This window comes from Vibrio harveyi NBRC 15634 = ATCC 14126 = KCTC 12724 (assembly GCF_001591145.1).
In the GTDB taxonomy this organism is placed as follows: domain Bacteria; phylum Pseudomonadota; class Gammaproteobacteria; order Enterobacterales; family Vibrionaceae; genus Vibrio; species Vibrio harveyi.
In genome coordinates this window covers 24,008-48,647 of sequence record NZ_BCUF01000014.1, presented here as the reverse complement: position 1 = coordinate 48,647, position 24,640 = coordinate 24,008, and the positions used below count along the sequence as shown (strand labels likewise).

General features: G+C 44.9%; 18 protein-coding genes and 4 tRNA genes. 7 read left to right on the top strand and 15 right to left on the bottom strand.

The window, feature by feature from the left end:
- Position 1: 1 nt before the first annotated feature.
- Genes nrfD through nrfB form a run of 3 tightly spaced genes read right to left on the bottom strand, consistent with a single transcriptional unit; the run spans position 2 to position 2,260 of the window.
- Positions 2–973, bottom strand: coding sequence for a cytochrome c nitrite reductase subunit NrfD (nrfD, locus tag VHA02S_RS09525; protein WP_005445111.1), 972 nt, complete (start codon positions 971–973; stop codon positions 2–4).
- Positions 970–1,656, bottom strand: a complete 687-nt coding sequence (gene nrfC, locus VHA02S_RS09520) for a cytochrome c nitrite reductase Fe-S protein (RefSeq protein WP_005445109.1) — start codon at positions 1,654–1,656, stop codon at positions 970–972. The genes nrfD and nrfC overlap by 4 nt, the downstream gene beginning before the upstream one ends.
- A 1-nt stretch (position 1,657) precedes the next feature.
- Positions 1,658–2,260 carry a cytochrome c nitrite reductase pentaheme subunit gene (gene nrfB, locus VHA02S_RS09515; protein WP_017817906.1) on the bottom strand — a complete coding sequence of 201 codons (603 nt, stop codon included), beginning with the start codon at positions 2,258–2,260 and terminating at the stop codon, positions 1,658–1,660.
- 450 nt (positions 2,261–2,710) lie between these two features.
- On the opposite strand from nrfB, the gene nrfA reads away from it, so the two are divergent.
- A complete protein-coding gene (gene nrfA / locus VHA02S_RS09510; protein ID WP_005445107.1) occupies positions 2,711–4,138 on the top strand; it encodes an ammonia-forming nitrite reductase cytochrome c552 subunit in 1,428 nt (475 codons plus the stop codon).
- 96 nt (positions 4,139–4,234) lie between these two features.
- Here the strand turns inward: nrfA and VHA02S_RS09505 are convergent, their stop codons facing one another.
- The 3 genes from VHA02S_RS09505 to gyrA all read right to left on the bottom strand — a co-directional run bounded on the left by VHA02S_RS09505 (position 4,235) and on the right by gyrA (position 8,388).
- Complete coding sequence (locus tag VHA02S_RS09505; RefSeq protein ID WP_038898619.1) at positions 4,235–4,789, bottom strand: hypothetical protein; 555 nt, start codon at positions 4,787–4,789, stop codon at positions 4,235–4,237.
- Positions 4,790–5,003: 214 nt separating this feature from the next.
- Positions 5,004–5,627, bottom strand: coding sequence for a TPR domain-containing protein (locus VHA02S_RS09500; protein ID WP_038898620.1), 624 nt, complete (start codon positions 5,625–5,627; stop codon positions 5,004–5,006).
- A gap of 121 nt (positions 5,628–5,748) precedes the next feature.
- Positions 5,749–8,388: a DNA gyrase subunit A gene (gene gyrA / locus VHA02S_RS09495; protein WP_005445103.1), complete on the bottom strand. Its 2,640-nt coding sequence runs from the start codon at positions 8,386–8,388 to the stop codon at positions 5,749–5,751.
- Between the two features lie 309 nt (positions 8,389–8,697).
- On the opposite strand from gyrA, the gene ubiG reads away from it, so the two are divergent.
- The 4 genes from ubiG (at position 8,698) to yfaE (ending at position 13,670) form a co-directional block, all read left to right on the top strand.
- Positions 8,698–9,405, top strand: a complete 708-nt coding sequence (gene ubiG, locus VHA02S_RS09490; protein ID WP_009698400.1) for a bifunctional 2-polyprenyl-6-hydroxyphenol methylase/3-demethylubiquinol 3-O-methyltransferase UbiG — start codon at positions 8,698–8,700, stop codon at positions 9,403–9,405.
- 489 nt (positions 9,406–9,894) lie between these two features.
- Positions 9,895–12,177, top strand: a complete 2,283-nt coding sequence (gene nrdA / locus VHA02S_RS09480; protein ID WP_005445098.1) for a class 1a ribonucleoside-diphosphate reductase subunit alpha — start codon at positions 9,895–9,897, stop codon at positions 12,175–12,177.
- Between the two features lie 81 nt (positions 12,178–12,258).
- Entirely contained in the window at positions 12,259–13,392 is a 1,134-nt protein-coding gene (nrdB, locus tag VHA02S_RS09475) for a class Ia ribonucleoside-diphosphate reductase subunit beta (RefSeq protein WP_005445097.1), read from the top strand.
- Positions 13,392–13,670 (top strand): class I ribonucleotide reductase maintenance protein YfaE, encoded by a 279-nt coding sequence (gene yfaE, locus VHA02S_RS09470; RefSeq protein WP_005445095.1) that lies wholly within the window; start codon positions 13,392–13,394, stop codon positions 13,668–13,670. The genes nrdB and yfaE overlap by 1 nt, the downstream gene beginning before the upstream one ends.
- Before the next feature lie 99 nt (positions 13,671–13,769).
- Here yfaE and VHA02S_RS09465 read toward each other — a convergent pair whose 3' ends face one another.
- Positions 13,770–15,002 carry a CinA family nicotinamide mononucleotide deamidase-related protein gene (locus VHA02S_RS09465; protein WP_038898621.1) on the bottom strand — a complete coding sequence of 411 codons (1,233 nt, stop codon included), beginning with the start codon at positions 15,000–15,002 and terminating at the stop codon, positions 13,770–13,772.
- A 199-nt stretch (positions 15,003–15,201) separates the two neighbouring features.
- On the opposite strand from VHA02S_RS09465, the gene VHA02S_RS09460 reads away from it, so the two are divergent.
- Positions 15,202–16,104 (top strand): DUF3943 domain-containing protein, encoded by a 903-nt coding sequence (locus VHA02S_RS09460; RefSeq protein WP_005445090.1) that lies wholly within the window; start codon positions 15,202–15,204, stop codon positions 16,102–16,104.
- Positions 16,105–16,345: 241 nt separating this feature from the next.
- The gene (locus tag VHA02S_RS09455; protein ID WP_005445081.1) at positions 16,346–16,858 is read left to right on the top strand and encodes a glycine cleavage system transcriptional repressor; all 513 of its coding nucleotides are present in this window, start codon (positions 16,346–16,348) and stop codon (positions 16,856–16,858) included.
- 96 nt (positions 16,859–16,954) lie between these two features.
- Here the strand turns inward: VHA02S_RS09455 and nspC are convergent, their stop codons facing one another.
- From nspC to pgsA, 8 genes are all read right to left on the bottom strand, one after another.
- Positions 16,955–18,088 (bottom strand): carboxynorspermidine decarboxylase, encoded by a 1,134-nt coding sequence (nspC, locus tag VHA02S_RS09450; RefSeq protein ID WP_017189453.1) that lies wholly within the window; start codon positions 18,086–18,088, stop codon positions 16,955–16,957.
- A 203-nt stretch (positions 18,089–18,291) separates the two neighbouring features.
- Positions 18,292–19,545, bottom strand: a complete 1,254-nt coding sequence (locus tag VHA02S_RS09445; RefSeq protein WP_038898622.1) for a carboxynorspermidine synthase — start codon at positions 19,543–19,545, stop codon at positions 18,292–18,294.
- Between the two features lie 18 nt (positions 19,546–19,563).
- Positions 19,564–22,455, bottom strand: coding sequence for a pyridoxal phosphate-dependent class III aminotransferase (locus VHA02S_RS09440; RefSeq protein WP_038898623.1), 2,892 nt, complete (start codon positions 22,453–22,455; stop codon positions 19,564–19,566).
- 748 nt (positions 22,456–23,203) lie between these two features.
- Positions 23,204–23,279, bottom strand: a tRNA-Gly gene (locus VHA02S_RS09435).
- A gap of 10 nt (positions 23,280–23,289) precedes the next feature.
- A tRNA-Leu gene (locus VHA02S_RS09430) sits at positions 23,290–23,376 on the bottom strand.
- Positions 23,377–23,454: 78 nt separating this feature from the next.
- A tRNA-Gly gene (locus VHA02S_RS09425) sits at positions 23,455–23,530 on the bottom strand.
- A 37-nt stretch (positions 23,531–23,567) separates the two neighbouring features.
- Positions 23,568–23,641: transfer RNA gene (locus VHA02S_RS09420), tRNA-Cys, on the bottom strand.
- A gap of 400 nt (positions 23,642–24,041) precedes the next feature.
- Positions 24,042–24,599, bottom strand: coding sequence for a CDP-diacylglycerol--glycerol-3-phosphate 3-phosphatidyltransferase (gene pgsA, locus VHA02S_RS09410; RefSeq protein WP_005445072.1), 558 nt, complete (start codon positions 24,597–24,599; stop codon positions 24,042–24,044).
- Between the last annotated feature and the right edge of the window lie 41 nt (positions 24,600–24,640).

The window sequence follows — 24,640 nt, the reverse complement described above, 5'->3', positions numbered from 1 at the left end:
TTTATACGATGGTCATTTGACCGGCATAGAGAATGAAGGTACGAAGCATCAATACCCCAACCAAACTCAAAGAAGTCACTACGAACACATAGCCACCTTTGTGACGAACTTCGGCAGGCGTTAACCAATTGAGCGTCAAAGGCATTAACATGCCGATGAGGATCACGCCTCCCCAGAACCATTGTGCCCAAAAACCCGTCGATATCGCATTCCAAGCCGCGACTTCGTTCTGACCACCGCTGAAGATCAGTCCGGTAAAGAAGGTAACTAGGACAAACAACTCAAACAATACGACTGGGCGTTCAAATCCGTGTACCCATGACACACTAGGACTGCTTGTTGGTTCTTTAAATACCAAGATACCAAACATCAAACTGGCCGCAGCACCGGAAGACAAACTTGAAAATAGGAACAAGATTGGTAGCACTGGGTTGTTGAGCATTGGGTAAGTCTTGAGTGCAGACAATAAGAAGCCTGTGTATGCCGCGAGTACAATCGCCAAGAAACCTAAGAACAATTCTACGGCATTATTCGCTTTACCTGCTTTGATCAAGACAGTATCCGCCAAATCGAGCAATTTGCTCGGCAATTTTCCTTCACAAAAACGGATGATTTGATGACGGAAAATAGTGCCAATCCACACGAACAAAACAATCATATAGACTTGGAACAGGATGACGCCCATCGACATAACTGACGTCGGGTTGTAGTAAATCATGATCTTCCAAAACTCGAGAGGTTTGGTTAAGTGGAAAATCAAAATCACTAAGCCCGAGATAATGCCAAATGGTGCTAGCCAAGCCATTGCTTTCATGATGCCATTATTCGCCGGATCACCTTCAATGACTTTGCGCTTAAGATAGAGCGCGATCATCACAGCTCCAGCCGACATGCCCGCTAAGAATAAGTAAATCGCGATGATCCAATCCCAGACTAACGAGTCAAAATGGAAAGCACTTTCAAAGCCGTTCATGATGACACCTCCCCTTTACTATGCGGAATTTTGTACAGCTTAGGTTGCGTACCCAAATGTGATTTATCGCGGTACACCACATGGCTATCTATCGCTTTACTCACGTCACTCGTTGGATCGTTCAGATCGCCAAATATCAGCGCCTTAGTTGGGCAAGATTCAACACAAGCCGGTTGTTTACCTTGCGCTAAATTGGTATCTCTACAGAAGTTACATTTGTCCGCAGAATGGTCGACGGGATTAAAGAAACGCACTTGATAAGGACAAGCAGCAAGACAGTAACCACAACCGACACACTTTTCCTTGTGTACATCGACAATACCAGTCGCTTCATCTTTATAGGCAGCCCCTGTTGGGCATACATATACACAAGGAGGGTTATCACAATGCTGGCAGGACTCTCGAGTGAACTGATACTCCACGTCAGGAAATTCACCAATCGGTTCACCACGGTGAATTTTAAGGCGTGTCACGCCATCAGGCACCTTATTTACTTCTCTACAGGCATCAGTACAGGCGGTACACCCAATACAAGCGTTCTCATCATGCACCATACCTAAACGTTTACCTTGTTCACTGTCGCTGGCATAAAGAGAGGAGCTCACAACAGAGGTGCCTGCAACGCCCGTGGTCAATATCAATGCGCCGCTGCCGGCTAAAAAGTTTCTTCTCGAACATTTCATGCTATCTCTCCTCTTCTTTTGCGAGCTCAGGTTTGACGGCAAATTCAGAGTGACAATCCACACACTGTTTGATCAGTTGCTTTCTGTCGTACGACAGCGCTTTAGTTTTGGCGGCGTGTACATCATGACAATTTGAACAAGTGAGATTTTTAGCATGCACATCATGTGTCCAGTGGCTTTCTCTTAGCTTTGTTGGTGTATGACAATCCACACACTGGCTGTTCGCTTTGAGGATCAAGCTTGGGTCTAAGAACACTTTGTCGTGCACCGCTTTCGATTGAGCCGCTGAAAACTTGATTACATCAGGCGCGCCTTCTCGATGGTCAGGACCGATATTACTATGGCAGTTGGTGCAATTAAGCTGTTTACCCTGACTGAGTAACGCTTGAGGATCATGCGAAAGGTTCAGAGTCTCTTTGGCATCCTTGTGACATTGCAGACATTTATAGTCTCTGTCACGGATTAACTCGACTTGATGACGCTCAGATTGAGCTCCATCAATTGGCTCTGAAGAAGTCGCATGGGCGGCGATGGTAAAACCATAGATGGCAAGGATGAAGAGAAATTTCAGCATTGTCTCTATGGTCAATTTTATATTGCCCATATTTTTCTTTCCTTAGCTCGATAATAATTGATAACTATTCTCAACTATTTATTTGAGCGACAATTAATTTCCTCTGAAGATATTTTCCAAATCTTCAAATGACATCAATTCTTATTTCGGAAAGCCACAACGCTAAACCTATATTTATAATACCTCTATTATTCATAAGGGGTAGAAACACCTGTTCAAAAAGCGAACTAAATCACCCTATTTTTAAAATGGTTAAAAAGCCAACCCCTTATCAAACAAGACATTAACCACTACCCCTTTAGGGGTATATAAATCTAAATATGATTGAGATCACTGGTGTAAATTGTTCTAAAACAAGACAAGTTTCGCTCACTATTTCATCTCCTTAATTAACTAATAATATTAACTTTAGATCTCCGATTCTTATTTGGAATAGCTCCTCACAACGCTGCTAATAAAAACGAATATGGAGATAACACCGTGAGCATAAAACACTGGATGAGCGCACCAATCGCGGTTGCGACCTTATTCGCCAGCCAATTATTTTTGGCCGGCGCTCCGTTGGCAGCAGAAGAGAAAGGTCTCATGGACCCTCGCAATGATGCCTTTGAGCAACAACACCCTGACCAATACCACTCATGGAAAGCCACCTCTGAGAGCGAACATATTGAAGATGCCCTAGGCGAAGATCCGAACATGGTAATCTTATGGGCAGGCTATGGATTCGCGAAAGACTACAACAAGGCACGCGGTCACTTTTACGCACTCGATGATGTTCGCCAAACTCTACGTACTGGTGCACCTAGCGATGAGAAGTCCGGTCCCATGCCAATGGCGTGTTGGAGCTGTAAAAGCCCAGATGTGGCGCGTGTGATTGAAGAGCGAGGTGAAGACGGTTATTTCGAAGGGAAATGGGCACGTTTAGGCTCAGAAATCGTCAACCCGATCGGTTGTTCTGACTGTCATGACACACGCTCTGAAGAGTTTAAGAAAGGTGAGCCAGCTTTAGCATTGACCCGTCCATACGTAGAACGTGCATTCGATACAATAGGCAAAAACTTTGATCAGCAATCTCGCCTAGATAAACAAGCATCAGTATGTGCGCAATGTCACGTAGAGTACTACTTTACGGGTCCGACGAAAGCCGTCAAATTCCCATGGGACATGGGCACTACCGTTAATGACATGGAGAAATACTACGACGCGCTAAATTTCAAAGATTGGACGCATGCAGTCTCCAAGGCACCAATGTTGAAAGCACAGCACCCGGGTTACGAAACGTGGCGTGATGGTATCCATGGCAAAAACAAAGTGGTCTGCGTGGACTGTCACATGCCTAAAGTAACCAAAGAAGACGGCACAGTTTACACCGATCACAAAGTGGGTAACCCATTTGATCGTTTCGAAGACACGTGTGCGCAATGTCATACCCAAACCAAAGAACAGCTGCAAGGCATCGTTTCGACTCGCAAAGCGCAAGTACTGAACATGAAGCTCACTGCCGAGAAGCAAATCGTGGCAGCGCACTTTGAGGCAGGAGCTGCATGGAAAGCCGGGGCAACAGAAGAAGAGATGCAACCTATCCTTCAAGATATCCGCCATGCACAATGGCGTTGGGATTACGCAATTGCCTCTCATGGCGTTCATATGCACGCGCCTGAAGTGGCACTTGAAGTACTGGGTACTGCAGTCGACCGCGCAGCAGACGCCCGTACTAAGCTGGTTCGTTTACTAGCGACGAAAGGCATTACTGACCCAGTACAGATCCCTGATATTTCAACTAAGGCCAAAGCACAACAAGCTCTTGGGATGGATATGGAAAAAATGAACGCGGACAAGAAACACTTCTTAGAGACCGTGGTTCCAGATTGGGATAAAGCAGCAGCGGAGCGCGAAGCAACGTACTAATCAACTAAGATAACACCATGCAAAGTACAGGGCGCACAATGCGCCCTTTTTGTTTGATCGTAGGAAAAGACGAACTAAACCCAGCTCGCCTTATAATTAACGGCGAGGAAGTCTCGGTCTGGGCTGTATATTTGGACGTGTTTTAGGCATTTGAATGCTAGGTTTTGCTACCGGGCGTTGAACTTTTGTCTCTGGTCGCGTTTCTCTTTGTTGCACTTTTTCTTTCAATGCTTTGTCTTGCATCAACGCTGGTTCGATGCGTTCCGGACGATTCTCCCATTTAGTTTGAATCTCCTGCTTTTGTTCTTCTGGTAGCGATTGCCAGTGATCGTCAAGCTGACGTTTCATGGTGTCGATGTTGGCGGACATATCATCGTCTTTCCAATCTTCAACTTTGTCTTTGATGGATTGTTGTTGTTCTTCATCCAAACCGTTCCACCACGCTTCCAACTTCTCTTTATACTCGTCATCGTTATCACAACAACCTGGGTAGTAGTAAATCCAATAATCATCATGATCGTACCACCATGGGTCGTAGTAACCAGAAGCGTAATAAGCCGAAGATGAGGAACCGGAATGATCGGAAGAGGTACAACCCGCCAACACGGAACCGCATAGCACCGCTAATATCCCTAACGCTTTATTGTTCATTCATCACCCACTTTCCTTTTACTGCTCCAGAGGCTGTTTATCTTTCGCGGTTAATTTTAGATGCCCCTTTGGGGTAGCGTTGATTGGTCACTTCTACTGCGTTTTTGGCTTCTCATAAAGACGAACTGCACATCAAAACCTCTGCTTTGTGTAAAGGCCCAACAATTCGCTGCAGAAATCAGCACGAAGGGTCAACAGCCCCCTAATTATATGCTTACAACAACTCTTTCGCTTTGTTGATTGAGTTTATGATTTGTACACGATCCAAATTAGGATCATTGGAATCTAATAATAGTACCCAGGTATCAATGGCTTCTTGAAAACGAAATGACAAAAAGTGGTCATTTGCAATCAAAGACAAAGCGGCTTCATTGTGCTGCTCGAGCTGTAAGGCTTGCTCAAGTAGCAGAGTGACTTCTTCCGTCATGGATTGTTGGTGGAGGTAATATAGTGTGGTGGCTTTCGCGGCAAGTTGGGTGGCACTAACAACGTCACTAAGCTGAATAGCATAATCAAAACAAATCAATGCTCCATCAAGCTCCCCTTCAACAAGATAGCCCTGCCCTAATTGAAACCACAATGCTGCATTATTTGGGTCTTCGCGCAACTGGTCTTGGATCTCTTGCATGATATCCCGTGCATTGGTCATACGTGACATCTCGGCTTGCATTGTTGGCGGTGGCGTTTGTCGCAAGAGTAAAAAGCTAGCACTAGTAACAACCAAAACTAAAGTACAAAGCCCAAACCATTGAGCCGGTTTGACCTTTGAAGCGCTGAGCGATAACACCACGACGAATAATCCCATCAGAGTGATGGCAACGAAGAACCAAGCAGACATAATGTACCCCACAAGCAAATATTGGTTTAGTTTACTGACTTCCTCTCAATATTGCGTTGATACAGATACAAAAAAGCCGAGCGTAATGCTCGGCTTTCAAACTTAGATGTAAAGGAAAAGATTACTCTTCTTCAGAACCTTCTGCTGCATCATCTGCTGCTGGTGCTTCAGGCGTTTGACCTTCTGCATTTGCTTCTGTTGCTTCCGCTTCTTCGCCTTCTGGCAGTTCTACTTCTTCAACTTCATCAATGCGCTGCAAACCAACCACTGACTCATCTTCAGCTGTACGGATAAGCGTTACACCTTGAGTGTTACGACCAACTTGGCTAACTTCCGCAACACGTGTACGTACTAGAGTACCAGCGTCGGTGATCATCATCATCTCGTCGCCTTCTTCTACTTGTACCGCGCCAACTACTGGACCGTTACGCTCAGAAACCTTGATAGACACAACGCCCTGAGTTGCACGACCTTTCGTTGGGTATTCTGCTAGTTCAGTACGTTTACCATAACCGTTTTGAGTAACCGTTAGGATATCGCCTTCGTTTGATGGAACGATCAAAGAAACCACTTGATCATCATCTGCTAGCTTCATACCGCGAACACCTGCCGCTGTACGACCCATTGCACGTACTTTGTCTTCGCTAAAGCGAACCACTTTACCTGCTTTAGAGAACAGCATGATATCGCTGGAACCTGTAGTGATATCAACGCCGATCAAAGAGTCATCATCACGTAGGTTAACAGCGATCAGACCGTTTGAACGTACGTTAGCAAACTGGTTCAGAGGAGTCTTCTTAACCGTACCGTCACCCGTAGCCATGAAGATAAACTTCTCTGGAGAGAACTCATCTACCGGAAGGATTGCCGTGATACGTTCACCTTCCTCAAGTGGAAGGATGTTTACGATTGGCTTACCACGTGCAGTACGAGTTGCATGAGGTAATTGGTAAACTTTCAGACGGTAAGTCTTACCACGAGTTGAGAAACACAGAATGTTATCGTGAGTATTTGCAACAAGTAGACGCTCGATGAAGTCTTCATCTTTCATCTTCGTTGCACTCTTACCTTTACCACCACGACGCTGAGCTTCGTAGTCGCTTAGGATTTGGTACTTAACATAACCTTCGTGAGACAGAGTTACTACTACGTCTTCACGAGCGATCAGCTCTTCCATGTCAATGTCATGGCTAGCTGCTGTAATTTCTGTACGACGCTCATCGCCGTAACCATCGCGAACCGCTTCAAGTTCTTCACGGATCACTTCCATCAAACGCTCAGTGCTTGCAAGGATGTGCATTAGCTCTGCAATTTCGTCCAATAGCGCTTTGTATTCATCAAGAATCTTCTCATGCTCTAGACCAGTTAGACGGTGTAGGCGAAGTTCTAGAATCGCTTGAGCTTGAGTTTCTGTTAGGTAGTACAGACCATCACGGATACCGTATTGATCTTCTAGCCATTCAGGACGTGCAGCGTCAGTACCAGCACGCTCTAGCATTGATGCTACGTTACCAAGATCCCAACCACGCGATACCAAGCCAACTTTTGCTTCAGCTGGAGTTGGTGCGTTTTTGATGAGTTCGATAACTTCGTCAATGTTCGCAAGAGCAAGAGAAAGTGCTTCAAGGATATGCGCACGTTCACGCGCTTTACGCAATTCGAAAATAGTACGACGAGTCACAACTTCACGACGGTGATCAACGAAGCACTTCAACATGTCTTTTAGGTTGAATAGCTGAGGTTGGCCGTTGTTTAGCGCAACCATGTTGATACCGAAAGTGGTTTGAAGCTGAGTTTGTGCGTAAAGGTTGTTTAGAACAACTTCACCCACTGCATCGCGCTTACATTCAATTACGATACGCATACCATCTTTATCAGACTCGTCACGTAGCGCACTAATGCCTTCTACTTTCTTATCTTTTACTAGCTCAGCGATCTTCTCGATCAAACGAGCTTTGTTCACCTGGTAAGGGATTTCAGTGACGATGATGGTTTCTTTACCATTCTTCTCCACTTCGATTTCCGCTTTTGAACGCATGTAGATTTTGCCGCGACCTGTTTTGTACGCGTCTACAATACCTTTACGACCGCTGATAAGCGCCGCAGTTGGGAAATCAGGACCAGGAATGTAATCCATTAGCTCATCAATAGTGATTTCTTCATTATTGATGTATGCAAGACAGCCATCGATCACTTCGCCAAGGTTATGTGGCGGGATGTTGGTTGCCATACCTACCGCGATACCGGAAGAACCGTTTACCAGTAGGTTAGGAATTTTAGTAGGAAGAACTGCAGGAATTTGCTCCGTACCATCGTAGTTAGGTACGTAGTCCACAGTTTCTTTGTCTAGGTCAGCCAGAAGTTCGTGGGCCATTTTCGCCATACGTACTTCGGTATAACGCATTGCCGCAGCAGAGTCGCCATCGATCGAGCCAAAGTTACCTTGACCATCGACCAGCATGTAACGAAGTGAGAACGGCTGAGCCATACGTACGATTGTGTCGTACACAGCACTATCACCGTGTGGGTGATATTTACCGATTACGTCGCCGACAACACGGGCTGATTTTTTATATGGTTTGTTCCAATCGTTGCCTAGTACGTTCATCGCGAATAAAACGCGGCGGTGTACTGGTTTTAGGCCATCACGCACATCTGGAAGAGCACGACCCACGATGACAGACATCGCGTAGTCTAGATATGAACCTCTAAGCTCATCTTCAATGTTTACGGGCGTGATCTCTTTAGCTAAATCGCTCATAGAGCCATTATCCCTCTATTATCTGATCGTAATTACGATACGTGTAAGGTGCAAAAATATAACACACAATTCATCAACGGGGCATCACTTTCCCACTCGTTTTATCAGGTTGTGAGCTTGGTTATAGGTTAAATGAAGAGAATTTGCACATTCATCCCATATCTTTATGAAAACTGACTATATTTCCACCAACATCAGTCAAAAATCTCTCCTGTAGCGATTGTGAGAAAAGAACCAGTTTTAACGTATCGTACCATTGGAGTATAATCTCGCCTTCCAAAGGACTATTAGCGAAGCGATATAACAATCATGACTAAAGCACAAAACGTCGACCCAAGTGAAATTAAGAAATTCGAAGAGATGGCTTCTCGTTGGTGGGATTTAGAAGGCGAGTTCAAGCCACTTCATCAAATTAACCCGCTTCGCTTGAACTATGTCCTAGAGAAAGCAGACGGCTTATTTGGTAAAAAAGTGCTCGATGTTGGCTGTGGTGGTGGCATCCTAGCTGAGAGCATGGCTAAAGAAGGTGCAGTAGTTACTGGTTTGGATATGGGTAAAGAGCCTCTTGAGGTCGCTCGCCTACATGCACTTGAGACTGGCACTAAGTTGACTTACATCCAAAGCACGATTGAAGACCACGCAGCAGAAAATGCAGGAACCTATGACGTTGTCACTTGCATGGAAATGCTTGAACACGTTCCAGATCCACTTTCAGTGATTCGTTCTTGTGCTGCATTGGTCAAACCTGGCGGTCACGTTTTCTTCTCTACCTTGAACCGTAATATCAAATCTTACCTATTTGCCATTGTGGGTGCAGAGAAGTTGCTTAAGATTGTGCCAGAAGGTACACACGATCATGAGAAGTTCATCAAACCTGGTGAAATGATGAAGATGATTGACCAGACAGACCTTACCGAGATGGGTATCACAGGCTTACATTACAACCCACTCAACGATAGCTACAAACTTGGTCGTAATGTGGATGTAAACTACATCGTTCATACTACAAAATATTGATGGTTCGATTGATGCTTAAGCAAAAAACGAGCATCAAGATTGAGAAAAAGCGGTAGCATAGATGCGCCGCTTTTTTTGTCAATTTCTGTCGAAAAAAAGTGCTCTAGATTCCATTTTGACCAAACTATTTTTAACAAACAAAAACTGTCAAAGATCAAGGAAAATATTTTTACATGCGGTTATTTATGAACCGATTTAAAAAACGTATTTTTCCCCATTCAAGTCAGCCCTTTTCTCATCGGTTAGTGTTCACTTACTGTTTTTTTTTATTTTGTTAGTTATCCACAAGTCATCCCAAACCTGTGCCTTGAAAAATTGGGGTAACAGCACTATCTTGTAACTCGCAAACAAATGAACCCCTATATCTTGTGTTTCGACTACAATATATAGATAGACTTTGATCACAAAGCCGCCGCAAATTTTACAAGTTTTGCACATAAACAAACAAAAATACGGCTTTTATCAGTTTTCTTAGGGAAATAAAGCAGAATGAACCAACAACTTACCGTCACTAAACGTGATGGCCGCAAAGAAACTATCGATCTGGAGAAAATCCATCGCGTTATTACTTGGGCTGCAGAAGGCCTGAACAACGTATCGGTATCACAAGTAGAACTACGTGCTCACATCCAGTTTTACGACGGCATTACGACGACAGATATCCACGAGACTATCATCAAGTCTGCTGCAGATTTGATTTCAGAAGAAACACCGGATTACCAATACCTAGCTGCTCGCCTAGCGGTATTCCACCTACGTAAGAAAGCATACGGTCAATATGAGCCGCCAACGCTTTACAACCACGTAGCTCGTCTTGTTGATATGGGTAAGTACGACCAACACATCCTAGAAGACTACACAAAAGCTGAATTGGACGAGCTTGATGCTTACATCGATCACAAGCGCGACCTTGATTTCTCTTACGCTGCTGTAAAACAACTAGAAGGTAAGTACTTCGTTCAAAACCGTGTATCGGGTGAAATCTACGAAAGTGCTCAGTTCCTTTACATTCTAGTGTCTGCTTGCTTGTTCGCTAACTACCCGAAAGAAACGCGTCTTGACTACATCAAACGTTTCTACGATGCGACATCGACATTTAAGATTTCTCTACCTACACCAATCATGTCTGGTGTACGTACCCCTACTCGTCAGTTCAGCTCATGTGTGCTGATCGAGTGTGGTGATAGCCTAGATTCTATCAACGCAACAGCAAGTTCAATCGTACGTTACGTTTCTCAACGTGCTGGTATCGGTATCAACGCTGGTCGTATCCGTGCACTAGGTTCTGAGATCCGTGGTGGTGAAGCATTCCATACAGGTTGTATCCCGTTCTACAAATACTTCCAAACAGCAGTTAAGTGCTGTTCTCAAGGTGGTGTTCGTGGTGGTGCAGCAACTGTGTTCTACCCACTATGGCACGGTGAAGCGCGCTCGCTAATGGTTCTTAAGAACAACCGTGGTGTTGAAGAGAACCGTGTTCGTCACATGGACTACGGTGTTCAGTTGAACAAACTGATGTATCAACGCCTAGTGGAAGGTGGCAACATCACGCTATTCTCACCATCTGACGTACCAGGTCTGTACGACGCATTCTTTGAAAATCAAGAAGAATTCGAGCGTCTATACGTGAAATACGAAAACGATCCTTCAATCAAAAAAGAGACCGTTAAAGCGATTGAAATGTTCACTCTTCTAATGCAAGAGCGCGCATCAACTGGTCGTATTTACATTCAGAACGTAGACCACTGTAATACGCACAGCCCGTTCGATTCAGAAGTAGCACCAGTTCGTCAATCAAACCTATGTTTGGAAATCGCGCTGCCAACCAAGCCACTAACTAACGTTGAAGATGACTCGGGCGAAATCGCGCTATGTACACTGTCTGCGTTTAACCTTGGTGCAATCAAGTCTCTGGATGACTTCGAAGAACTGTCTGAGCTTGTTGTTCGTGCGCTAGATGCACTGCTTGATTATCAAGATTATCCACTACCAGCTGCATACAAATCGACAATGAACCGTCGTACGCTGGGTGTTGGTGTTATCAACTTCGCATACTACCTAGCGAAGAATGGCGTTAAGTACTCTGACGGCAGCGCAAACGGTCTAACTCACCGTACATTTGAAGCGATTCAATACTACCTATTGAAAGCCTCTGTTGCGCTTGCGAAAGAGCAAGGTAAGTGTCCTTCGTTTAACGAAACGAACTACGCGAAAGGTCTACTGCCTATCGACACTTACAAGAAAGACGTTGACCTAATTTGTGACGAAGAGCTGCACTACGATTGGGACAGCCTACGTCAAGAAATCATGGAACACGGTCTGCGTAACTCAACACTGACTGCGCTAATGCCTTCTGAGACATCTTCTCAGATCTCTAACGCAACAAACGGTATTGAGCCGCCACGTGGTTTCGTGTCTGTTAAAGCGTCGAAAGACGGTATCTTGAAACAAGTTGTGCCAGATTTCGCTGAGCTTAAAGACAACTATGAACTGCTTTGGAACATCGGTTCTAACGACGGTTACCTACACCTTGTGGGCATTATGCAGAAGTTCGTTGACCAAGCGATCTCTGCGAACACAAACTACGATCCTTCTGGTTATGAGAGCGGTAAGGTGCCAATGAAGAAACTTCTTCAAGACCTTCTGACTGCTTACAAGTTTGGTGTGAAGACGCTTTACTACCATAACACTCGTGACGGTGCGAAAGACGACCAGAAAGACGCAGTTCAACCACAAGATGACGATTGTGCAGGCGGCGGTTGTAAGATTTAATCTCCCCCACTTAAACAATTCGTAGTAACAAACAATCGAACGCCTCCCCACTTGGGGAGGTCTAAAAGGAATTGAGGCATTATGGCTTACAGTACTTTTAATCAGAACAAAAATGACCAACTGAAGGAACCAATGTTCCTTGGTCAATCAGTGAACGTAGCTCGTTACGACCAGCAAAAATTCGAGATCTTCGAAAAGCTTATCGAAAAGCAATTGTCTTTCTTCTGGCGCCCAGAAGAAGTTGACGTATCTAGCGACCGTATTGATTACAACAAGCTACCTGACCATGAGAAGCACATCTTCATCTCAAACCTGAAGTACCAAACGCTGCTTGACTCAATTCAAGGTCGTAGCCCGAACGTTGCGCTACTTCCTCTGGTTTCTCTACCTGAGTTAGAAACTTGGATCGAAACTTGGTCGTTCTCTGAGACGATCCACTCTCGTTCTTACACGCACATCATCCGTAATATCGTGAATGATCCAAGTGTGGTATTCGATGACATCGTAGAAAACGAGCACATTCTTAAGCGTGCGAAAGACATCGCGCATTACTACGATGACCTGATCCAAGCGACAAACGACTATCACCGCTACGGTGAAGGCGAACACGTTCTTAACGGTGAAACGGTTAAAGTTAGCCTGTACGATCTGAAGAAGAAATTGTACGTCTGTTTGATGTCAGTGAACGCACTAGAAGCAATCCGCTTCTACGTAAGTTTCGCATGTTCATTTGCTTTCGCTGAACGTGAGCTTATGGAAGGTAACGCGAAAATCATCAAGCTTATCGCTCGTGATGAAGCGCTTCACTTGAACGGTACGCAGCATATGATCAACCTGCTACGTAACGGTCAAGATGACTTCTCTTTCATGCAAATCGCTGAAGAAGCAAAACAAGACTGTTTTGACCTATTCAAAGAAGCGGCAGAGCAAGAGAAAGAATGGGCTGAATACCTATTTAAAGATGGTTCAATGATTGGTCTAAATAAAGATATCCTTAGCCAATACGTTGAATACATTACGAACATTCGTATGCAAGCGGTAGGTCTACCAGCAGCATACCCTGAAGCAACTTCAAACCCTATCCCATGGATTAACGCTTGGTTGTCATCGGATAACGTTCAAGTTGCACCGCAGGAAGCAGAAATCTCTTCTTACCTTGTTGGTCAGATTGACAATGAAGTAAGTGCAGACGACTTCGAAGGATTTGAGCTGTAATGCCAAGCATCAAAATCAACAAACTCGTTAGCATTGAGTCTAATCCATCTAACACAATTTTGGAGACGATGGAGCAAGCGGGCTTACTACCTGAATACAATTGCCGTGACGGACACTGTGGTGCATGTCGCTGTAAATTGGAATCAGGTGACGTGGAGTATGTTGGTTTTGCAATGGCGTATACTCAGCCAGACGAAATTCTGCCTTGTATTTGCAAAGCGAAATCCGAAATTTCGCTCAGTGGTGTGAATTACGCGATGAAAGAAAAACGCGCATAAACGCCACCAGCCAGTACAAAAAAGCCAAGGCAATCGCCTTGGCTTTTTACTATTTATTTTTACTGTCTACTTTTACTATCTAAACAGCTCGACATCCTTTTAAAGAGCACTGCTCGGAATGTGCATTTCTTTCATCTTTTCCAAGAATGCGTATTGAGCCGACATCGGCTTGCGTTCTAGATAACGGCGTAGCATATCCAGTGCCGCAGCACTGATGACTTTAACCTGATCATCTTGCTGATATTTTCTTGAAAGTTTGTATAGGGCGCCCCACTCTCCTGTTGACGTGGAAAGAGCAACAGAGAAAATGCCTTCTTCAATTTTTCCCGTAACTAAAGCCAAGTCGGTGGCGCACTTTTCACGTGTCGCACCAGCTAGAGCAAACGTCGCTGCTAGTGGGTCCCCTTCATCTGCAATGGTTTGATTGTTTCCTGATAGAACCCAACCGTGACCGAATTGCTCAGCGACTTTTTCATCACTATTTAGCCAATACGTTAAATACCCTGCACTGCTTTTCTCCGACACCGATAGTGTCAGCGCTTTATCTGTTAGTAGCTGACCGACATGTTCAACCATAGGTACATCGACACTTACAGAATTGGTTTCAAGGTGCTTATGGATCATCTGCATCAACTTCATGCGTTGCTCAATATGGTGAGATGGACCAAACAGTTTCACTTCGATAAAGGGTAAGTAAGAGCGATAACCCAGCTCATAACCAGGCGGAAGCTTCATTTGGTCAAGCTTGTCCGATATACCAGATTCAGACAGACCAAACGTATAAATTCGGCTACAAGATGCACTTTCTACTTCAGGGAAGAGTTTTTTCAAATCTGGCAGAATTTGCGTCTCTGCCATTAACTTAAATTCACTTGGTACACCTGGGGTGAAATAGAACACCGCATCATTGATCAGCATTTTAAAGCCACAAGCCGTGCCAATCGGATTATCAACAATTTGTGCCGTTTCCGGTAGCATAGCTTGCTTGAGATTGCTATCCGGCATTGGGATACCACGACGGGCATACATCGCCTCTAGGTGTGCTAACCAGTCTTTAAATAACACTAATTTGCAATCTGCTGCTTTCGCTGCTGCCGCTGCGCTCATGTCATCTGTGGTTGGTCCTAAACCACCATTCACGATCACCACGTCATTATTGAAGCTGAGCATCAAAAACTCTTCAATCAAACTCGATTGTTTATCACCAACGGTCGAGCGCTTCGTTAAGCCAAATCCATGTTGATAAAATAAGCTCGACAGCCAAGCTGCATTTGTATCAACAATATCACCGTGAAGGACCTCTTCACCGGTACTTAGCATAGCAATTTTCACAACTGACTCCTGAAAATAGGCAAAATCCACATTTTTTCGACATTGTGCCTATATCGTTTTCATTTTATTGGACTAATCTCATAGTTAATTTGTTGAGATTAAATGTAGGTCAAGTATTTAAATGGCTGTTCTTTTAAGGGATAATTGTGAGCCCGATCATCAAACCAACAACTCGGAGACCTTCGTGTCAAAATCATCCATGTTCAAGAAAACTCTAAGTGGTCTTGTTCTGACGGCATCTGCTACCGCAAATGCAAGCCAGTACGATATGAGTAACCATATTGAGTTCTCTTACACGCCTGATTGCCTGTCAGGTTACTGCGAAACGACCACTCTGTATAGCTTCGAGCCACAAAATCGTCGCTTTGCGATGGGACTTGATAACGATGATTCTTTAAATCTCGACGCAGGCCTTCAACCGAAGCATATGATCGTGCCAAAAGACAAAGATTGGGACTATCTCATGGGTCAAACTTACACCATTCTTGGTTTGAGTGTGGCTACGGTAGGTTTGATGACTTTATTGCCTGAGAGCATTACAAAATGGGACGAAGAAGATCGTGACATGAGTAAGCTAGGCAGCAAGTGGAAAGACAACGTTTCAAGCGGTCCAGTATGGGACCGAGATGAGCACTTTCTAAACTACGTCATGCACCCTTACTTCGGTGGTGTTTACTATACGGCTGCGCGCCACGCTGGCTATAACGAATTTGAATCCTTCTTGTATTCTGCGACCATGTCGACGTTCTTCTGGGAATACGGCGTAGAAGCTTTTGCTGAAATCCCATCATGGCAGGACTTGTTTATTACTCCATTCTTTGGTGCTGTAGTGGGTGAAATGATGCTAACAGCGGAACAAGACATCGTTGCCAATGGTGGTGAAGTAATGGGCTCAGAAACCGTTGGGGACGTTTCTCTATTCTTCCTCAATCCAGTCGGACACATTCACTACTGGGTATCAGATGCATGGGGCGGTAGCGCAGAATTCCAATTCAGTTCATCACCTTGGTTTGGCAACCAAGACGCAGCGAAGTTTGCGATGGATTCCGGCGCAAGCTACGATAACGTCTTCTACGGTTTTGAAATGAAGGTCACCTTCTAAAACCAAACTGTTAAATAGCAGCCTGAGGGCTGCTTTTTTTGTGCCCCAAGCATAGTTTTTATTATTTGCATCACGAATTAGCGTCAAAAATTGACCTTTATCAAACCTAACCCTCCTCCAGCACCTACACTGAATTTAAGGACTAATTCCAATAACTTAAGTTTTAAACCTTAAGCTCAAATAACTATAGCGATACGTCTAACCGTGCCGCGTCCAAACCTTATTCCGGGAGGGGACCATTATGAACACTGTGTTTATCGTTAATTTCGTCGGTCAGGCATCACCAGCGACCATCAAACAGCTTGCAGCGGTTACCCATGAAAACGAAGGCAAATGGCTGATCAGTAAAGTGAACTTTATTGAGGATCAGGTTGCCGGCGTGATCAAAATCGAGCTACCAGAGGAAAATGCCAACACAGTGAAAGAGGCGTTCTCCGCTTGCCAAACCCTCATCGTTAAATTCGTTGATTCCGAGCCTCACTCTCACCGCGAAGATACGGTCTTTCAGCTTCGTCTGGACGCCAATGATCGTGCAGGCATCGTCAACGAAATCACCCACGTGCTCGATGGACAAGGCATTTCGATTTTAGACATGGACTGTCAACGAGTGTTTATCGCCGGTGGCGGAGGTGTAAGTTCAAGCTTGTTTAGCGCTAAGATGGCAATCAAGTTGCCGAGTGAACTGGAAATTGATGATGTAGCGAATGAGTTAGAATCGCTCAGCGAAGATACTCGTGTGATTGTCGAAAGCTGATCTTAAGCCCAAAGCACTCGGTAAACCGAAGCAATGCATAATAAAAAAGAGCAGCTCATCGCTGCTCTTTTTACGTTCAATCAAATGAAAAGGTGATTACTTCACTGTCCATTGAGACAGAGAACGTTTGAAGTCTGAATAATCAAATTCGTTCAGCTTTTGAATTTCACCATTTGAACGTTCGCAGTATACCGACGGCATACGTAGACCGTTAAACCAGTTCAGTTTCACCATGGTGTAACCCGCACTATCTAGAATGTGCAGACGCTGTCCGATCTCCAGTGGTTGCTCAAAGTTCGCCACACAGAACTGATCACCAGCTAAACAAGAGCACGAGCCAATGACGTATTCATGTGCACCATTTTCTGCTGCTTCAAGAATCGATGCTGGCTCGTTATAAATCAAAGTATCTAAGCGGTGTGCTTCAGTTGCTGAATCCACAATCGCAGTCTTCTTCACGTTCTCAACAATGTCTACCACAGTCACGACAAGATCCGTCGTTTTAGTGATGATTGCCTCACCCGGCTCTAGGTACATTTGTACGCCGTGCTTTTCAGAGAAAGCTTTCAGTGCAAGCCCCAGCTTTTCGATATCGTAGCCCGGCCACGTAAAGAACACGCCGCCGCCCATGCTAACCCAATCCAGCTTATCAAGATACTCTCCAAACTGCTCAGAGATCGAATCCAGCAGACCGATGAATGCGTCCACATCTTTGTTCTCACAGTTCATGTGGAACATCACACCATCAATGCCATCGAAAATTTCCGGCTTGATGTGGTCAGCTTGTACGCCTAGACGAGAAAACTGACGTGCAGGGTTCGCCAAGTCTTGACCTGCATAGCTTACACCCGGGTTTAGACGCAAACCAATCGACGCTTTACCTTCAACAATATGGCGGTAAGCTGCTAACTGCGACTGAGAGTTAAAAATCATCTTGTCGCAGATATCTGCTACTTCACGTACGTCATCTTCGCTGTAGCCAACACTGTAAGCATGAGTCTCTCCACCAAAGGTTTCATAACCAAGCTTCACTTCAAAAGGACCAGAACTGGTTGTACCGTCTAAGTAAGGCTTGATAATGTCGAATACGCCCCATGTCGAGAAACACTTCAGTGCCAACACTAACTTCACACCAGAGATATCTTTTAGCTGTTTTGCCTTCTCTAGATTCTCAATCAATTTGTCTTCATTGATCATGAAGTATGGGGTTTTAAGTTCGTTTTGTTGCATGTTAATACCTTAGATCCCCTCGTAAAAATGAAGGAACTATAAAACCGAACAAAGCCGATGCGATCGCACCGGCTTAGATTGATGATTAAAATAAGCGCAGCTTGCACTGAAACTTCTAATCGAGTTTAGGATGCACGCGTTGTTTGTAACAATTAACGCGCACACCTCAAACACGATAAAAAGAAATCGTTAGTGTAAGTGCCTTACTTGTTCAGTTCGTGGATAACTGGAAGCCCCTGACCTGCTTCTAATTCCTGAACATGCCAATCTAGACCAATTGTTGGCATTGTTTCTAGGAACGGATCTGGGTCTAGCTGTTCCATGTTGAACACGCCTTTGTCAGCCCATTTACCACGGAAGAATTGCAGCGCTGCTGTGATCGCAGGAACACCTGTCGTGTAAGAGATCGCTTGATGTTCAACGTCTTCGTACGCGACTTCATGATCTGCGTTGTTGTAGATAAACACGCTACGCTCTTTGCCACCTTTCTTACCTTGAACCCAAGTACCGATACACGTTAGACCTGTGTAGCCCGGTGCTAGAGATGTTGGGTCTGGCAATAGCGCTTTTAGTACATGCAGAGGTTGAACGACTGTACCATCGTGCAGCGTTAGTGGATCTGGGTTTAGTAGACCAATATCTCGCATTACATTGAAGTAGTTTAGGTAACGATCACCGAAACCCATCCAGAATTCAATGCGTTTTGCTGGGATGAATTCTTTCATCGAACGAACTTCATCGTGCGCCATTGAGTACACTTTGTGAGAACCACAGTTCGGGAAATCGAACTCTAGCATACGAGAGTGACAAGGTACTTGTTTCCACTCTTCGTTTTCCCAGTAGAATGAATCACCTTGGATCTCTAGCATGTTCGTTTCTGGGTCAAAGTTGGTCGCGAACTTCTTACCGTGGTCACCCGCGTTAACATCCATTACATCAATCGTATCGATTTCGTCAAACAGATGCTTTACAGCGTACGCTGCAAATACCGAGACTACACCTGGATCGAAACCAGCGCCCAGGATACCTGTGATGCCCGCTTCCTCGAACTTCTCACGGTAACCCCATTGCCAATCGTAAGCTTGTGGTACTTGCTGACCTTCAGAACACAGGTCAACCGCTACTGATGTGTCTAGGTATGAAACTTTTGCTCGGTAACACGCTTCCATGATTGGCATGTTAACCCACGGAGGACCCGCGTTGATGACAAGATCCGGTTTTACTTCTTCAATAAGAGCAACCAGAGAATCTACGTCGTCAGCGTTCACTGCACGCGCTTCTAGTTTCTTAGCTGAATCTTTCAGGTTGTTTTTCTTCTGAATCGATTCGATGATCTTCTCACACTTACCAATAGTACGTGATGCGATTGTGATATCACCCAGAACGTCGTTATTTTGTGCTGCTTTATGTGCAACAACCCAGCCAACGCCGCCTGCACCAATCTGTAGAACTGCCATAGTTTTCCGTTACCTTTATTAAACTAGCTCAACTGCTAGCGTGTTGATTTTCAAGAGCAAAGATTCAAAGTCCGCTGTCGTCAGACAAGGATTCAAAATCGTAAATTTAAGAGCGGTCTTACCATCAACGATGGTTTCACCGAGAACTGCGATACCGCGAGTCAACGCTTCAAGACGCAACGCTTTGTTTAGTTCATCTAAATCTGCAGATGCGTTGTTTGTGCGTACATTGGTTGCGCGGAATAGAACCGTAGAAAGTGCCGGCTCAGCCAAAAGCTCGAACTGATCGTGTGCACGAATCATCTCGGCAACATCTTGAGTTTGTACCAACAGGTGATCGTACATATCGCCCAGCGCTTTAGGACCCACGTTTTGCATCGTCATGAACACTTTCAATGCATCAAAGCGCTTCGTGGTTGCAATAGATTTGTCCACCAAGTTTGGTAGCTCATCGTGTTCTCGGTTCAGATAGTCAGCATGATGAAGTAGGAACTTAAAGTTCGACTTGTCGTTCACCAGCAACGCACCACAACTGATTGTTTGGTAGAACAATTTGTGGAAATCGACACTAATAGAGTGCGCACGCTCTACACCTTTCAGGCGAGATTTGTGACTGCTTAGAATCAGTGCGCCACCGTAAGCGCCATCAACGTGCATCCACATCTCATGCTTCGCTGCCATATCAGCAATGAAATCAAGGTCATCAATTGCGCCGTGGTCAGTCGTACCCGCCGTGCCAACAATGGCGAATGGGATCAGACCTTCTGATTTCGCCTGTGTTAGAACCTGATCTAACTGAGTAACGTCCATTGTACCGTCAGCGTTCGCATCGACGGTCATCACTGCTTTCTCACCCAGTCCCATCCAAGATGCTGACTTTTGAACCGTGAAGTGTGATTTCTTAGAACACACAATGCGCAGTTTGTCTGCGTAATCAGGAAGACCCAGCTTTTGGATTGAGTGACCACTTAGCTTGTGTGCAATCCAGTCACGCGCCAACATTAGCCCCATTTGGTTGCTTTGCGTACCACCACTGGTGAAGATGCCGTCGCCCTTCTCGCCCAACTCATACTTGTCACACAACCAATTAATCACTTTTTGCTCTACGTAAGTCGCAGAGGAAGCTTGATCCCATGAATCCATAGATTGGTTTAGCGCCGCAATCATGGCTTCTGCCGCAACCGCTGGCATGAGAGGAGGGGTATGTAGATGAGCAATACAATCTGGGTGCTGGGTGAAAATCGCATTCTTTGCAACAAGCTCAGCAGCTTCATCGATGACAGACTTTAACGACGCATTTTTGTTGTCTAGATCGACTGCATTAATCGCCGCTTCCAGCAACTTAGGGTTCATACCAGAGTATGGTGCGTTCACTTCTTCGAACACCGATTTCATTACAGCGGTAGTGTGATTCATAACCGACGCGAATTCAGCACCACCAAGTTCACCAGTTTGAATAAAGTGCTTTTTCCATTCTTCTTGTGGTGCAGTTTCAATATGACTGCCACCCGCTGCGATAATCGCTTCTTCGAGTACACGAAGCGCAAAGTCGATTTGCTCAAAAGAGATAATAAGAGGTGGAAGGAAGCGAATTACAGAGCCTTCACGACCGCCCTTTTCAACCATCAAGCCGCGCTCAAGCGCCGCACGTTGAATAGCAAGTGTCAATTGACCATCAGCTAGAGGCTCACCAAATTTGTTCAGCTCGCCATTTGGATGCTTAATCTCAACACCAAGCATCAAACCTTTGCCACGAACATCCGCGATACAGTTAACGCGTTTTTGAATGCTCTCAAGACCAAAGCGTAAATACTGACCAGCGACGTTCGCATGTTCAACAAGGTTGTCGCGCTGGATGATTTCTAGCGCTTTTGCACCTGAGACCATTGCCAATTGGTTACCACGGAAAGTACCGGTGTGCTCACCTGGCTTCCATGTATCGTGTTGTTTGTTGATCACCAGTAGTGACATAGGTAAGCCACCGCCGATTGCTTTAGACAAACATAAAATATCAGGAACAATGCCCGCTTCTTCGAATGCGAAGTTGTAACCTGACTTACCAACACCACATTGAATTTCATCGAAGATCAACAAGATACCGTGATCATCACAAATACGGCGTAGTTCACGTAGCCAGAATGCAGGCGCAGGAATAACACCACCCTCACCTTGGACTGGCTCCACAATGATCGCTGCCGGCTTCATGATACCCGCTTCATCGTCGTTCAAGAGACGCTCGATATAGCGGATGCTCGCTTTCGCACCCTCATCACCGCCAAGCCCAAATGGGCAGCGTAGGCTGTATGGGAATGGCATAAAGTGCACATCTGACATCAATCCAGTACGGCGAGCTTTGGTACCCAAGTTCCCCATCATACCCATGGTGCCATTTGTCATACCGTGGTAGGCTCCGCGGAAAGCAAACATGGTGTTACGACCCGTGGTTTGCTTCGCTAATTTAATAGCCGCTTCAACGGCATCCGCACCCGAAGGACCACAGAACTGAATCACGCAGTTGTCGCTTAGCTCTTGAGGAAGGAAGCCTTTAACAGACTTAATAAAATGTGTTTTCGCAGACGTTGCGATATCCAGAGTCTGGTACGGCAAACCAGAATCTAACTGCTCTTTTAGCGCTTGGTTGATTTCCGGGTGATTGTAACCCAGAGCCAACGTACCCGCCCCAGCAAGACAGTCTAGAAAGATTTGACCACGCGTATCTTCAACCAAACAGCCGTAAGCTTGTTTAATTGCGATTGGCAAGCGACGTGGGTAAGAACGTACTTCCGATTCATGCTCTGCTTGTTCGATAAGAACTTGATCAGGCGTTAAATCATACGTTCCTTCAACAACTGGAACCTGAGACGAAAAGTAATTTGCGATAGTGTTATCGACTTCAAAGGCAGTGCTCATACTACATAATCCCTTGAATTATAATGATTCTCTTTCCTGTATTTATTCTCGTTAGTATTAAATAACAGGATATACAGATACACCTCCGCATTCGTCATTTTCTAAACGACAAATACAGATAACCCGTCACGACAAGCGCGACTTTTTATTTTGATTGGAGAGTAATCAAGGTTCCGTAATGCACCCGTTTTGTAAAACAGGACATTTCGGCAGTATGAAGCTGATTAGTGTGTGTTTGTTTAAAGGTTTCAATGTTGGGTTTCCCATTAACATGCTGTTTCTTACAGCACTAGTATCCCGTCTATCGACAAATGGCTTTGCCGATACCTACCCTACGTAGTGTCACAATCAGCTTGAATGGTCACTACGCGTATCCCCCAGAGAATCAAAGTCGTAATAATACGCTCCGAGATTGCGCGCGAATTTATCACAAAATAAAATCTTCTGGCAATATCTTTTCACAGGTTGCATATTGACTGAGATCACAATCACAGCAAACGTTTACTGGACTAATTTACCTCAACATTGATGCGCATCGCAGAAGGTCTTCTTAAACTCGACAGAAAAGTAAACGCGTGAAGGTAATTAGTTGAGGCTGTATTTCGTGCGTAGTAAAGAGCAAGGAAATTCAGGATAAATAAAGTACGCGGCAGAGGTATCTATGCCAGCATGGAAGGAAAGAAGAAGCTCAGAGAAAAGAAAACAACAGAAATGAAAAAGCCCAGCATAGATGCTGGGCTTTAAAATCTGGAGCGACACACGAGGTTCGAACTCGTGACCTCAACCTTGGCAAGGTTGCGCTCTACCAACTGAGCTAGTGTCGCAGATTTGAGATGGTGCCCCGGGCCGGACTTGAACCGGCACAACGCGAACGTCGAGGGATTTTAAATCCCTTGTGTCTACCAATTCCACCACCAGGGCACACAAATATTCTTTGTGATGCCTTTACAGAAAAGTAAAACACCATCTGATACCGCTAATTGCCATATCATTTTAATTTGGAGCGACACACGAGGTTCGAACTCGTGACCTCAACCTTGGCAAGGTTGCGCTCTACCAACTGAGCTAGTGTCGCATTTATTCTCGAAAGTCATTCACTCTCAAAAGAATAATGGAGGCGCCTCCCGGAGTCGAACCGAGGTCCACGGATTTGCAATCCGCTGCATAGCCACTCTGCCAAGGCGCCTCATTTGTGAAGAAAGCTTAACTTTTCTCACAACCCTTTCAAGCTTTGCTCTCTTGGGTACGGGATGCATTCTACGGATTCGAGCGATCGAGTCAACACTATTTTTATTTTTTTAAATCGTTTGACCAGAATTTGTGCGAAAGACGGTAAATTGATTAGTTTTGATACTGAAACCACACCAAATACACTTGTTTATCATGAATATTGGGCTTCTCCACCGCCCTATCTCTTTGGGGGATTTTCTATTTCAAGTGTTGATAATCAAAGCCATAAACCATCGCCAAGTGCTGACAGAACAAAAACAAGACTTAGATCACATAAAATTCATTCATAAAATCGAGATAGAAAAAAAGCAGGCGATAGAGCCTGCTTTTTAAAATGCTATTTGTGATGGATTGTTTTAATGATGTTCTTCATTAAGGAGATCATCTTTCGCCGCAGCTAAGTACTGAACCATTGACCAGTACGTCAGGAAGGTTGCTACATATAAAGCACCAAAGCCAAGCCACACCATCCAATCATCGTAACGCCAAATCAGTACCCATAAAGCGAACATTTGCGATACCGTTTTTACTTTACCAACCCAAGAAACTGCGACGCTGGCTCGTTTCCCGATTTCTGCCATCCATTCACGCAATGCGGAGATAATGATTTCACGCGCTATCATTGTTACAGCTGGGATAGTCACCCAAATGGTGTGGTAATGCTCCGTGATCAAAATCAACGCTGTTGCTACCAGAACCTTATCTGCTACTGGGTCAATGAAAGCACCAAAACGCGATGTTTGACCTAGCTTACGAGCCAACATGCCGTCGAGCCAATCAGTAAAACCTGCGACCCAGAAAACCATTGCTGCTGCAAACGGTGCCCAAGAGTAAGGTAGATAGAAAACAACCACGAAAACTGGGATTAGGAACAGTCTTAGTAGAGATAGAATGTTCGGGATATTCAAACGCATTTTATTATTCTCTTACACATTGCGGCTTAATGTTGCGGGAT

What these genes read in the sequence shown, in the direction of transcription:
- nrfD (WP_005445111.1), bottom strand. Translation starts at nt 973, where the DNA reads ATGAACGGCTTTGAAAGTGCTTTCCATTTTGACTCGTTAGTCTGGGAT.
- nrfC (WP_005445109.1), bottom strand. Translation starts at nt 1,656, where the DNA reads ATGAAATGTTCGAGAAGAAACTTTTTAGCCGGCAGCGGCGCATTGATA.
- nrfB (WP_017817906.1), bottom strand. Translation starts at nt 2,260, where the DNA reads ATGGGCAATATAAAATTGACCATAGAGACAATGCTGAAATTTCTCTTC.
- VHA02S_RS09505 (WP_038898619.1), bottom strand. Translation starts at nt 4,789, where the DNA reads ATGAACAATAAAGCGTTAGGGATATTAGCGGTGCTATGCGGTTCCGTG.
- VHA02S_RS09500 (WP_038898620.1), bottom strand. Translation starts at nt 5,627, where the DNA reads ATGTCTGCTTGGTTCTTCGTTGCCATCACTCTGATGGGATTATTCGTC.
- gyrA (WP_005445103.1), bottom strand. Translation starts at nt 8,388, where the DNA reads ATGAGCGATTTAGCTAAAGAGATCACGCCCGTAAACATTGAAGATGAG.
- ubiG (WP_009698400.1), top strand. Translation starts at nt 8,698, where the DNA reads ATGACTAAAGCACAAAACGTCGACCCAAGTGAAATTAAGAAATTCGAA.
- nrdA (WP_005445098.1), top strand. Translation starts at nt 9,895, where the DNA reads ATGAACCAACAACTTACCGTCACTAAACGTGATGGCCGCAAAGAAACT.
- nrdB (WP_005445097.1), top strand. Translation starts at nt 12,259, where the DNA reads ATGGCTTACAGTACTTTTAATCAGAACAAAAATGACCAACTGAAGGAA.
- yfaE (WP_005445095.1), top strand. Translation starts at nt 13,392, where the DNA reads ATGCCAAGCATCAAAATCAACAAACTCGTTAGCATTGAGTCTAATCCA.
- VHA02S_RS09460 (WP_005445090.1), top strand. Translation starts at nt 15,202, where the DNA reads ATGTTCAAGAAAACTCTAAGTGGTCTTGTTCTGACGGCATCTGCTACC.
- VHA02S_RS09455 (WP_005445081.1), top strand. Translation starts at nt 16,346, where the DNA reads ATGAACACTGTGTTTATCGTTAATTTCGTCGGTCAGGCATCACCAGCG.
- nspC (WP_017189453.1), bottom strand. Translation starts at nt 18,088, where the DNA reads ATGCAACAAAACGAACTTAAAACCCCATACTTCATGATCAATGAAGAC.
- VHA02S_RS09445 (WP_038898622.1), bottom strand. Translation starts at nt 19,545, where the DNA reads ATGGCAGTTCTACAGATTGGTGCAGGCGGCGTTGGCTGGGTTGTTGCA.
- VHA02S_RS09440 (WP_038898623.1), bottom strand. Translation starts at nt 22,455, where the DNA reads ATGAGCACTGCCTTTGAAGTCGATAACACTATCGCAAATTACTTTTCG.
- pgsA (WP_005445072.1), bottom strand. Translation starts at nt 24,599, where the DNA reads ATGCGTTTGAATATCCCGAACATTCTATCTCTACTAAGACTGTTCCTA.